The sequence below is a fragment of the Pseudomonas poae genome, assembly GCF_001439785.1.
In the GTDB taxonomy this organism is placed as follows: Bacteria; Pseudomonadota; Gammaproteobacteria; order Pseudomonadales; family Pseudomonadaceae; genus Aquipseudomonas; species Aquipseudomonas poae.
The window spans coordinates 21,640-33,381 of the sequence record NZ_JYLI01000018.1 but is presented as its reverse complement, the minus strand read 5'-3'; the positions used below and the strand labels follow the sequence as shown (position 1 = coordinate 33,381).

Genomic DNA, 11,742 nt, shown 5'->3' with positions numbered 1-11,742 from the left:
TCTTCCAGCGACGCTGCCAACTTGCTATCGGTAGTCGTCGCGTCAACCTTGAGCAAGCTTGCTCGTCCAGAGGCAGGATTCTGCAACGCTCGGTGATGCAACCCTGGCGGCGATCCACGCAACCGGGAGGGCTGGCGAGGGATCTGGGCTGCGGTCGCGAGCTGGTTTTCGCGCCAGGCTTCAGGGGGAGACAACGGCTTTGGCGCGACTGGCCGCGTAGCCGTGGTGTCCAGCGCGGGAGGTCGTGCGTAAGGTAATACACCCTCGATACTCATGAGCTTTCTCCAACTCTTTCAAATAGAGGCCTGCCTGGAGAGCGTCAACTTGATGACCCCGGTCATCAAGCAAACTCAGGTCAGGCAAACACCTGATATGTGGCCGGATGAGGGTGCCAGTTCCGAGCGTTCGGGAAATACCAATGACAGCATGTAAAAACCCGTGCGCCATGGCGGGCAGCCAACCCATTACCCAGGCGCCACGAAGGGTGGGTGGCGCCCGGGCAGTTGTCAGCGAGACAAGTGGTAGAGCGCTGACAGGCTGATAATGTCGCCGTTGGACCCGAGTTGAAAGTCATCAATATTTTCCAGCAACCAAGTACGCTTGAGGATTTCACGGGCCATCTGAATCAGGTCATCCTGATCACCTTTGCCCATCAGAGGTGCGGCCGCCCACCTGGCCAGATCGCTGATCCGCAGGTCCTGCGCACCGGGCGTTTTGAGTTGGTTGAAGTGCTGGAATATCGATCCGACCAGCTCCTTATCGCTCCTGTACTTGAAGAGGGTGTCGCCCCGACTGACAGCGGCCAGGTTTTGCCAACTGATCAGGCCATCCTGCGCGCCCGTTGCTCCATGCTGATCGAGACCTCTCATGAGCGCCGGGCGCTTGAGCATCTCTCTGGCCAGGAGGATGTTCTGGTTCATGACCGGATCGCTGGTCCACGCTTTTTTCGCCATCGTTCCAATACTGTCGAGGCTGACATAATTGGGCCTCTTGGGGTCTCTGAAGGCGTCGAAATTATTGAGCAGCATCTGCGCCAACTGTTCGTTGCTCTTCGTCGACAAGCCCGTCAGCATCGGTGGCCGGGCGAACCCTAACAGGCTCATCAAGTTATTGACCATTGCCAGCAACCCCCACATCGAGGGCGCAGGGCGCTGCGGCTCGGCGTGCTGATGCTGATGGGGCGCTGTGGTTTGCGGTTGCCCGAAAACCGGTCCAGCGTGATCTTGATGAAAATGAAAGCTCACATTGGCCGTTTTTTGCCCGTTGACGGGGGACGCAGCAGGCGAAGAGCGTTGGGCGGCTTCATCAGGCCGGGTATTCGCGTGCGAGTGGCCATGGAAGGATGAAGTGGATACGGATGGATCAGTCGTCGATACCGACATGGGGTTCTCCAGTGAACGGGGCGGTCTGCAGTCGAGAGAGGCGACCTGCGGTCGAAACGCATCAACTGACCACCTGTGTGGCGCATCCGTCGTGATCAGTTCCTGGCAGGCAATCAGGCATGGCCCTGAACTTCCGGCGCTGCCCGCCAGTCAGCACAAGGGACGTTCAACAATCAGCGGGTGGGCCATGCAGATCACATTGCAGCAACAAGTAGCGCTGGTCACCGGTGCCAGCTCCGGCATCGGCGCAGGCGCCGCCAAGGCCCTGGCCGACGCCGGCGCGGCGGTAGTGCTCAATTACAATTCCCAGGCGGCGCCGGCCGAAGCCCTGGCCGCGCAGATCAATGCGAGCGGCGGCCGCGCCATTGCCATCGGCGGCGACGTGTCCAAAGAGGCTGACGTGGAGCGTCTGTTTGCCCAGACCCTCGATGCGTTCGGACACCTGGATATTCTGGTCGCCAACTCCGGCCTGCAAAAAGACGCCAATCTGGTCGACATGACACTCGACGACTGGAACACCGTAATCGGCGTCAACCTCACCGGGCAGTTCCTCTGCGCTCGTGCAGCGGTGCGCATTTTCAACCGCCAGGGACTGCGCGAAGGTGTTTCCCGCGCAGCCGGCAAGATCATCCACATGAGTTCGGTGCACCAGTTGATTCCCTGGGCCGGCCATGTGAACTACGCAGCCTCCAAAGGCGGTGTGGACATGCTGATGCGCACGTTGGCCCAGGAGGTCAGCGAACAACGCATTCGCATCAATGGCATCGCGCCGGGGGCGATTCGCACCGCGATTAATCGCGCAGCCACCGAAGGCGCGGCGGAAAAAGAGCTGCTCAAGCTGATTCCCTACGGCCGGGTCGGCGATGTGGAAGACGTGGCCAATGCGGTGGTGTGGCTGGCCAGTGATGCATCCGATTACGTGGTGGGCAGCACGTTGTTCATCGACGGCGGCATGAGCCTTTATCCGGAGTTCCGTGGCAATGGTTGATTTCAAAAACGAACCCCAGAGCGCGATCGATGCTCACGGCATCATCGGCGACATGCGCAGCGCCGCGTTGGTGAACGACAAGGGCAGCATCGATTTTTTCTGCTGGCCGGAATTCGACAGTCCGTCGATCTTCTGCGCGCTGCTCGACACCCCCGACGCCGGTACTTTCCAGCTCACCCCCGACCTGCCCGACGCCCGTCGCGAGCAGATCTACCTGCCCGACACCAATGTGCTGCAAACCCGTTGGTTGAGTGACGAGGCCGTGGTGGAGATCACCGATTTGCTCACGGTCAGTGAAAACGTCGATGACCTGCCGCTGTTGATTCGTCGCGTGCGCGTGGTCAGCGGCAAGGCGACCATTCACCTGCGCTGCGCCGTGCGCCATGATTATGCGCGGGCTACCACCCGCGCCGAGATTGCCAATGCAGGCGTGGTGTTCAGCGCCGCCGACCAGCCCGGCCTGCGCCTGATCGGCAGCCATCCGCTGACCCTCGAAGACGATGCCGCCGTCGCCAGCTTCAGCCTGGCCCAGGACGAAGGCGCCGAATTCGTGCTCGGCGGTGAGGATGATCCGCGCGTCACCAACGCCTGCACCGACCTCTACCTGGAACGCACGTTGAAGTTCTGGCGCGGCTGGATCAGCCAATCCAACTACCGAGGCCGCTGGCGCGAGATGGTCAATCGCTCGGCCCTGGCGCTGAAACTGCTGACTTCGCGCAAACACGGCGCAATCATCGCCGCCGCCACCTTCGGCCTGCCGGAAACTCCCGGCGGCGAGCGCAACTGGGATTATCGTTACACCTGGATCCGCGACGCGTCGTTCACCGTCTACGCGTTCATGCGCCTGGGTTTCGTCGAAGAAGCCAACAGCTACATGCGCTGGCTAAAAGGACGGGTGAGCGACTGCTGCGGCCAGTCGATCAAGATCAATATTCTCTACGGCATCGACGGTCGCCAGGAGTTGCCGGAAGCCACCCTGGACCACTTGAGCGGCCACGGCGGCGCCACGCCGGTGCGAGTGGGCAACGAAGCGTTCGATCAGATCCAGTTGGACATCTACGGCGAGCTGATGGACGCGGTTTACCTGGTGAACAAATACGGTGAAGCCATTTCCCATGAGGGTTGGAAACACACGGTGGACGTGGCGAATCAGGTCTGCGAAATCTGGGACACCAAAGATGTGGGCATCTGGGAAATGCGCGGCGAACAGCATCACTTCCTGCACTCGCGGCTGATGTGCTGGGTGGCCCTGGACCGCGCGATTCGCCTGGCCTCAAAACGTTCGCTGCCGGCCCCGTTCGCCCGCTGGGACCAGACGCGCCAGGCGATCTACGCCGACATTTGGGAAAATTTCTGGAACGAGGAACGCGGCCATTTCGTGCAGCACATTGGTAGTACCGCCCTCGACGGCTCAATGCTGCTGATGCCGCTGGTTCGCTTCGTCGCCGCCACCGACCCGCGCTGGCTGTCGACCCTGGCCGCGATCCAGAAAAGCCTGGTGCGCGACGGCATGGTCTACCGCTACCGCAACGACGACAGCCAGATCGACGGCCTGCAAGGCACCGAAGGCGCCTTTGCGGCCTGCTCGTTCTGGTACGTCGAATGCCTGGCCCGCGCCGGCCAGTTGGAAAAGGCCCACCTGGAATTCGAACAGCTGCTGCGCTACGCCAACCCGCTGGGCTTGTACGCCGAGGAATTCGACACCCAGGCACGGCACTTGGGCAACACGCCCCAGGCGCTGAGCCATCTGGCGTTGATCAGCGCGGCGTCGTTTCTGGACAGGAAGTTGAGTGGGGAGAAGACGGTGTGGCAGCCGTGAGAGATGGATCAAGATAAGTAACTAAAGGTGCCCATGTTTAAAACAGGGCACGTAGCAGGCCATATCATTCCTTCCTTAAGTGCGGGTAATGTCGGGGCGTTTGGCAATCAGTGGAGAAGACTGGTATATCGATACCACTGATCTACAACCTTATGAGTATTCAAGGAGAGAATATGCCCGCACGCATTCAACAAACCATTCGTACGGAGCTTCGGTCAGCGTTGAACTGGAGTGAGACCTGGGAGGGTAAAGACAAAGGTTTAATAAAGTGCTGGGAGGTTGGCCGCGAGCTGGCAGCTAAGCGTCTTGACCTTGTGGAAGCCTGCTTGGCGAACGAATTGCCCGCGCTTGGCTGGAAAGGCGGCGTGAGCCGCAGCCTGAAAAAGCGTGAAAAGTTCGGTTCACTCAACTATCTCGCCCAGTGGCAGGGGCTTCGCGGAGAAGATCTGGATATCGATCCGACCGTAGATATCGTCAAGACCTGCTCGCGCACTCACATGATCGTGACGTTTACGCCGGAAAAAGCCAAGTACATCAATCAAACGGCCGAAACGGAAGAGTGAGGAGCAACGCGCATGGTTGACCTTTATCAGGAATTCGAGCGAAGCCGCTTCTTTCACAAAGCACGCATTGATCGGCGCTCTGCCGATGCGTTGGTTGGAATAACGGCAGGTTTGACGGCTGACGGAAAAATCAACCAGCTTGAAGCTGAGTTCCTTAAAAGCTGGATAGAAACTCATCTGATCCATCTGGAAGATCCGGTGGTAAATATTCTTTACCACCGACTCGCCGACATGCTCAGCGATGGGGTGCTGGATGAAGAGGAGTCGATAGAACTGCTGGAAACATTGCACCAGTTTGCCGGACTTTCCGTAGGAGCGCCGAAGCGCGCTACGAACGTCAGTAGCCTTCCGCTGAATGATCCGGTTCCTGATCTTGCTTGGCCTGACCGGGTATTTCTTTTTACCGGTGTCATGGCTCTCGGCCCCCGCAAAGAATGTGAATCGCTGGTGATCGAGCGCGGTGGGATGATCGGTAATTCGGTGAACAAAAAACTGCACTTTCTAGTGGTAGGCAGTATCGGTAATGAGCAGTGGTTGCATAGTTCCTATGGCACCAAAATCAAGAAAGCCGTCGAGCTGCGAAACAGCGGCGTTCCCATTGCAATCATCAGTGAGGACCACTGGACACAAGTGTTGTTTGGTTGAGACCTATCGTTTCTATTCTCAATGTTCCTCTATCGACAGGCACCCACGATGAACCGCCCTGCCCCGCTGCTTTACGTGCGTACCTCCATGCTCGACGTGGCGTATGAAGCCCACGGCCCCGCCAGCGGCGAACCGGTGATTCTGCTGCACGGTTTTCCTTATGACCCGCGCAGCTATGATGGAATTGCGCCGGTCCTGGGCGAGCTGGGCTATCGGGTGTTGGTTCCCTATCTGCGCGGCTACGGACCGACGCGGTTTATCAATGCGCAGGTGATGCGCTCGGGTCAGCAAGCGGCGCTGGCCAGGGACTTGCTGGACTTCATGGATGTGCTGTCCATTGCGCAAGCGACGCTGGCCGGTTACGACTGGGGCGGGCGCGCGGCCTGTATCGTCGCGGCGCTGTGGCCAGGGCGGGTGCGTGGACTGGTCACCGGGGATGGCTACAACATTCAGGACATTGCCCACGCCCACGAGCCTCAAGCGCCTGCGACGGAGCATCGATTGTGGTACCAGTACTATTTTCACACTCCACGCGGCGTGGCGGGGTTGACGGCCAACCGCCGCGAACTCTGCCAGTTGCTGTGGGCGCTTTGGTCGCCATCGTGGGCAGCGGGGCCGCGCCTGTATGAGCAGACCGCGCGTTCATTCGATAACCCGGACTTTGTCGAGGTGGTGATTCACTCCTATCGCCATCGATTCATGTGTGCGCCGGGTGATCCTGCCCTGGAGCCCATTGAACAGGCGCTGGCGCAACAGCCCCCCATCTCAGTGCCGAGTATTTCGTTGTGCGGTGCCGACGACGGCGTCGGGCCTGCGTCGGAAGAAGATGACGACCTCGCGCATTTCAGCGGATTTTATCGACGCCAAGTCTTACCCGGTGTGGGCCACAATATTCCTCAGGAAGCACCGCGAGAAACCCTGGCTGCGCTGCTGGAATTGCTGCGCCGATAAAAGAGTCATGCCCCGCCGGATAAGGTTTGCGATACGGGCATTGCGGTCCGGCAGGCACACCGCAGTGATCCCATCGCAGCCTCGCTGAAGCTCGACAGCTCCTACAGGAGCCACCTGTTATGGCTGTGCGGGCGCAAAGCGCTCTCGGTATGCCTGAGGTGTCACCGATACTGCGCGAAGAAAGCTGCGACGCAGAGTTTCTTCGCAACCAAATCCACACTGCACGGCAATGCGCTTGATCGACGCTGCGCTGTCCGCCAGTTGCCGGCGGGCGGTTTCGACGCGGATCAGTTCAACGGCGCGGGCCGGGGTCTGGCCGGTTTCGGCGCGGTAGTGGCGCACGAAGCTGCGCTCGCTCATGCCGGCCTGGGCTGCCAGAGTGGCAATGCTCAGGTCCAGCGTCAGGTTCTCCGCGATCCAGGCATGCAGTTCGGCGAAACGGTTGCCGCCGTTTTGCAACGACAGGGTGACGCTGAATTGCGACTGACCGCCTGGGCGTTTGAGGAACACCACCAGGTGTCGCGCCACCTCCAGGGCCACGGCGCGGCCCAGATCTTCCTCGACGAGCGCCAGGCACAGGTCGATACCGGCGGTCACACCGGCCGACGTCCACACGGCGCCCTGCTGGATGAAGATCGGGTTGGGCTCCACCGTCAACGCGGGAAACTTGCGCGCCAGTTCCTCGCAACGTGTCCAGTGGGTGGCGACGCGGCAACCGTCGAGCAGGCCGCTGGCTGCCAGCAGAAAAGCACCGGTGCACACCGAGGCCATGCGCCGCGCGTGCCGGGCTTTTGCGCGTACCCACTGCACCAGCGTCGGGTCCTCGGCGGCACCGTAGACGCCCCAGCCACCAGCGATGACCAGGGTGTCGCACGGTGTGTCGACCGTCGGCAACGGCTCGGCCACCAGCGCCAGACCGGCCGAAGTCATGACCGGCTCGGCCTGGGCCGCAACCACCGAAACGCTGTACGGCAACGGCTGGCCGCGCTGACGGGCCAGGTCATTGGCCGATGCGAACACCTGCAACGGCCCGGTTACATCGAGCACTTGGGCGTTATCAAAAGCGAGTACGTGAATAATCCTGGGCATGATTGGCGCGATTTGTGGGTTCAATGGCGTATACGCCAGAGCCTAGGCTTCTACAGTGCAGTCGTCTACTTCTTCAGAGCGGAGTTTCATTCATGACCTTGCAGATCGGTTTCCTGCTGTTCCCCGGCATTCAACAACTGGACCTCACGGGGCCTTACGACGTGCTGGGCTCGCTGCCGGAGGTGAAATTACATCTGGTGTGGAAGGACCTCGCACCGGCCACCTCCAGCACTGGCCTGGTGTTCACACCGACCATGACCTACGCCGACTGCCCCAACCTGGATGTGCTCTGCGTACCCGGCGGGGCCGGCGTCGGTGCGCTGATGGAAGATGTCGACACCCTCGACTTCCTCAAGGCCCAGTCCCTCACCGCGCGTTACGTCACCTCGGTGTGCACCGGCTCGCTGGTACTCGGCGCAGCGGGTTTGCTGCGCGGTCGCAAGGCCACCACCCATTGGGCCTACCACGACATGCTCGCCCCGCTCGGGGCAATCCCGGTACAGGAACGCGTGGTGCGCGACGGCAACCTCTTCACCGGCGGCGGCATTACTGCGGGGATCGACTTTGCGCTGGTGCTGGCAGCGGAGCTGTACAGCGAAGCGGCAGCGCAACTGGTGCAGTTACAGATCGAATACGCGCCCGCGCCACCCTTCGACGCCGGGCGCCCGGACACTGCGCCGCAGCAGGTGCTGGACGAAGCCCGCAAGCGCACCGCCGAGTCACGCAGAGTGCGGGGTGAAATCACCGCACGCGCCGCCGCGCGATTAGGCTGACATCGCAGGATCCATGTAGGAGCGGGCTTGCTCGCGAAGGTGGTGTGGCATTCGCTGAATCCGGTGACTGGCACAGCGCTTTCGCGAGCAAGCCCGCTCCCCATTTCTTACCGAGTGATGCCCCGCCCCGTCGGGAACAAGCACCACTCTTCAAACTGGTCGCTATCGTCCTTCAAATAACTTTTTTTCATTTATTTTTGAAGTTAAAAAGACAACTTCCACGCCATTAAAACCCCGCAGCCACGGCACTTAGTCGTAACTTCGACCTTGTCCCTGTCCCCCTTTCCCACCGCCTTTTGAAAAACCTTCGCTGTTGAGCAGGAAAAATTTCACTTTTGTTCCTACACTCAAAAACACACCCTCCTCTAACCAAGTATCTGGACAAGGAATGTCAATAAAATGCCTCAGAAAACCTTGCTTAACACCTTTAGAACGCTGCATCCGCACCATCGTCAATTCGTTGACTAAGCAACCATGAGGAACACTTCCTTTAGCCACTGCCCCGCAAGGTCCCTTCAAATGGATTTGTTGCATTTGGATTGATTAGTTGCGATTTATCCAGCGTAGCCGAGTTTAATGCACTACTAACGCATACCGGCTAAAGCGCATGGAGTGCAATGAGGGATGTTTTATGCGAGAAAAGTCATCAGTCGATAGCTTGTTTTTAACGCGTGCCGGTTTTGTTGAGTTTTTTGTTGTTTTTGTCAAATTCATCCATGGTTTAAGTGCGATATTACCCCCGCTGGTACTGGTTTTTTTCATCGATCCGATGAACCCAGAGATGCGTTCGCACTTCCTTGGTCTGCTCGTATTTTTTGCGTTTCTGACCATCATTTTGTTTCAGGCATTGGGCATTTATTCGGAGGAATTGTTCAGCAACCGTCTCCGCTTGAAAACCAAGGTCAAGGCCTGGTCAGCCGCCTTCTGCATCCTGCTGTTCATGTATCAGATATTGCAATTTTTTCCACAATTGACGCCACGTAACCTGTTGACCTGGTACTTCGCCAGCCTTGGGCTGTTTTGTCTCGAACGTTTGTTGATGCTGCGCCTTTACAGCAGTTTGATGCGCAAGGGTAAGTACCTGCAGCGCACGGTGATCCTTGGGTTTACCGACACCGCCGTGCACGTTGCCGACCATCTGCAACGCAACGGCGATATCCGCTCCGGTCTGATCGGCTTCATTGATGATCGCACCGAGCGGATCCCCAAGGAGTTGAGCAATCTGCCGTTGCTGGGTAACACCCGCGACCTGGAAAAGCTCATCCGCGCCGAGCAGGTCAACCAGGTGATGATCTGCCTGCCCTGGGCTGCGGAGCAGCGCATCCATGGGTTGGTCAATCGTCTGCGACAGTTGTCGGTAAACGTGATGCTGGTGCCGGACATGGCCGCGCTGCGCTACGGCCATAGCAAGATCACCGACGTGGGCGGCATCCTGATGTTCAACACGTCGCAGTTACCGCTGCGCGGCTGGTCGCCGGTGATCAAACGTCTTGAGGATTGTTTGCTGGCGAGCCTGGCGCTGGTGGCGCTGTCGCCTGTGATGATCATCACGGCCATCGCCATCAAACTCGACTCTAGGGGCCCGGTGTTGTTTCGCCAGAACCGCTTTGGCTACAACGACAATGAAATACGGGTGTTCAAGTTTCGCTCGATGTACACCGACCAGAGCGATTTCACCGCGCAGCAACAAACCACCCGGCACGACCCGCGCATTACCCGCGTCGGGCGCATCATCCGCAAGACCAGCATCGATGAGCTGCCGCAGCTGTTCAACGTGCTGCTGGGCAACATGTCAATGGTCGGCCCGCGCCCGCACGCCACTGCCACCAAGGCTGCCGGCGTGCCCTTCGAGGTGGCGGTCAGCGAGTACAGCTCAAGGCACCGGGTCAAGCCGGGCATTACCGGCTGGGCGCAGATCAATGGTTACCGGGGTGAAACCGACACTCTGTTCAAGATCCAGAAACGTGTCGAGTACGACCTGGAATACATCTCCAAGTGGTCGGTGTGGTTTGACTTGTACATCGTCTTCATGACGGTTCCCGCCGTTCTATCCACCAAGGAAGTCTATTGATGAATACCCTCAACGGATTAATTCCCTGCATCATTTCCGGTGGGTCGGGCACGCGGCTGTGGCCGGTGTCACGCCAGAACATGCCCAAGCCGTTCATGCGCATGCGTGATGGCCAGAGCCTGTTGCAGAAAACCTTCCAGCGTGCCGCGCGCCTGCCCGGTGTGGAGAGCGTGCTGACGGTGACCAACCGCGAGATGCTGTTTCGCACCCTCGATGACTACCGGTTGGTCAACCCGTCACGCCTGCCCCTGGACCTGCTGCTGGAGCCATTCGGTCGCAACACAGCCGCCGCCATTGCCGTCGCGGCGCTGCATGTGCAGGAACATTTTGGCGACGACGCACAACTGCTGGTAATGCCCGCCGACCACTTGATCCACAACGAGACCGCGTTCGCCGCCGCCGTGACTCAGGCCCGCAACCTGGCCGAAGCCGGCTTTCTGGTGACCTTCGGCATCCAGCCCGACCACCCGGAAACCGGCTTTGGCTATATCGAAAAAGGCGAGGCGCTGAGCACCGGCAACCGCGTGCAGCGCTTTGTCGAGAAACCGGACCTGGCCACCGCGCAAGCCTACCTCGACGGCGGCAAGCATTTGTGGAACGCCGGCATGTTCTGCTTCAAGGCCAAAACCCTGGTGGACGAACTGACCACTTACGCGCCCGAGGTACTGCAGGCGGCCCGCGCCGCCCTGGAACACAGCCAGCACCTGCAGAACAAAACCTCGCGCCAGCGTGAACTGGATTCGGAGGCCTTCGGCAGCGCGCCGGACGTGTCCATCGACGTGGCGCTGATGGAGAAGTCCACGCAGGTGGCCGTGGTGCCCTGCGATATCGGCTGGAGTGACATCGGCTCGTGGGAAGCGCTGCGCCAGCTCACGCCGAGCGATGCCCATGGCAATCAGGTCAACGGCGAAGCCATTTTGCATGACGTGCACAACTGCTACATCGACTCTCCCAAACGCGTGCTTGGCGCCGTGGGCGTGCGCGACCTGATCATCGTCGACACCCCTGATGCCCTGCTGATTGCCGACGCTCACCGCAGCCAGGATGTGCGCTACATCGTCGCCGAACTCAAGCGCCAGAACCATCCGGCGTACAGCCTGCACCGCACCGTTACCCGGCCTTGGGGCACCTACACCGTGCTGGAGGAAAGCAGCCGGTTCAAGATCAAGCGCATCGTGGTCAAGCCCCTGGCGTCGTTGTCGTTGCAGATGCACCACCACCGCAGCGAACACTGGGTGGTGGTCAGCGGCGCCGCGCAGATCACCAATGGCGAGCGCGAATTTCTGATCAACGCCAACGAGTCCACTTACATTCCCGCCGGGCACAAGCATCGTCTGACCAACCCCGGCATCATCGACCTGGTGATGATCGAGGTGCAGAGCGGCGAGTACCTGGGCGAGGACGATATCGTGCGCTTTGACGACATCTACGGGCGCGCGCCTGCCGACGTGAAGAAGTGAC

11 protein-coding genes are annotated in these 11,742 nt (G+C 59.8%); 8 read left to right on the top strand and 3 right to left on the bottom strand.

All coding sequences use genetic code 11. The features are described 5' to 3' along the window. Positions 1 to 506: 506 nt before the first annotated feature. The gene (locus TU75_RS19825; protein WP_169794358.1) at positions 507 to 1,382 is read right to left on the bottom strand and encodes a type III secretion effector protein; all 876 of its coding nucleotides are present in this window, start codon (positions 1,380 to 1,382) and stop codon (positions 507 to 509) included. A 187-nt stretch (positions 1,383 to 1,569) separates the two neighbouring features. Between TU75_RS19825 and TU75_RS19820 the strand changes: the two genes are divergently transcribed. From TU75_RS19820 to TU75_RS19800, 5 genes are all read left to right on the top strand, one after another. Then, positions 1,570 to 2,370: a glucose 1-dehydrogenase gene (locus TU75_RS19820; protein ID WP_003238549.1), complete on the top strand. Its 801-nt coding sequence runs from the start codon at positions 1,570 to 1,572 to the stop codon at positions 2,368 to 2,370. Further along, entirely contained in the window at positions 2,363 to 4,189 is a 1,827-nt protein-coding gene (locus tag TU75_RS19815; protein WP_003238550.1) for a glycoside hydrolase family 15 protein, read from the top strand. Before TU75_RS19820 ends, TU75_RS19815 begins: the two co-directional genes overlap by 8 nt. A 173-nt stretch (positions 4,190 to 4,362) precedes the next feature. Then, on the top strand, positions 4,363 to 4,752 hold the full coding sequence (locus tag TU75_RS19810) for a hypothetical protein (protein ID WP_060549845.1): 390 nt from the start codon (positions 4,363 to 4,365) through the stop codon (positions 4,750 to 4,752). A gap of 12 nt (positions 4,753 to 4,764) precedes the next feature. Further along, positions 4,765 to 5,397, top strand: a complete 633-nt coding sequence (locus TU75_RS19805) for a BRCT domain-containing protein (protein ID WP_060549844.1) — start codon at positions 4,765 to 4,767, stop codon at positions 5,395 to 5,397. Between the two features lie 48 nt (positions 5,398 to 5,445). Continuing rightward, complete coding sequence (locus TU75_RS19800; RefSeq protein WP_060549843.1) at positions 5,446 to 6,348, top strand: alpha/beta fold hydrolase; 903 nt, start codon at positions 5,446 to 5,448, stop codon at positions 6,346 to 6,348. Positions 6,349 to 6,465: 117 nt separating this feature from the next. Here TU75_RS19800 and TU75_RS19795 read toward each other — a convergent pair whose 3' ends face one another. Next, entirely contained in the window at positions 6,466 to 7,437 is a 972-nt protein-coding gene (locus TU75_RS19795) for a GlxA family transcriptional regulator (RefSeq protein WP_060549842.1), read from the bottom strand. Between the two features lie 92 nt (positions 7,438 to 7,529). On the opposite strand from TU75_RS19795, the gene inhA reads away from it, so the two are divergent. Next, entirely contained in the window at positions 7,530 to 8,210 is a 681-nt protein-coding gene (gene inhA / locus TU75_RS19790) for an isonitrile hydratase (RefSeq protein ID WP_060549841.1), read from the top strand. Positions 8,211 to 8,459: 249 nt separating this feature from the next. Here the strand turns inward: inhA and TU75_RS27430 are convergent, their stop codons facing one another. After that, positions 8,460 to 8,651, bottom strand: coding sequence for a hypothetical protein (locus TU75_RS27430; protein WP_141687575.1), 192 nt, complete (start codon positions 8,649 to 8,651; stop codon positions 8,460 to 8,462). Positions 8,652 to 8,841: 190 nt separating this feature from the next. On the opposite strand from TU75_RS27430, the gene TU75_RS19785 reads away from it, so the two are divergent. Together TU75_RS19785 and TU75_RS19780 are read left to right on the top strand one after the other, a co-directional pair. Then, positions 8,842 to 10,281: an undecaprenyl-phosphate glucose phosphotransferase gene (locus TU75_RS19785; protein ID WP_060549840.1), complete on the top strand. Its 1,440-nt coding sequence runs from the start codon at positions 8,842 to 8,844 to the stop codon at positions 10,279 to 10,281. After that, positions 10,281 to 11,741, top strand: a complete 1,461-nt coding sequence (locus TU75_RS19780; RefSeq protein WP_060549839.1) for a mannose-1-phosphate guanylyltransferase/mannose-6-phosphate isomerase — start codon at positions 10,281 to 10,283, stop codon at positions 11,739 to 11,741. The genes TU75_RS19785 and TU75_RS19780 overlap by 1 nt, the downstream gene beginning before the upstream one ends. Position 11,742: the final 1 nt, after the last annotated feature.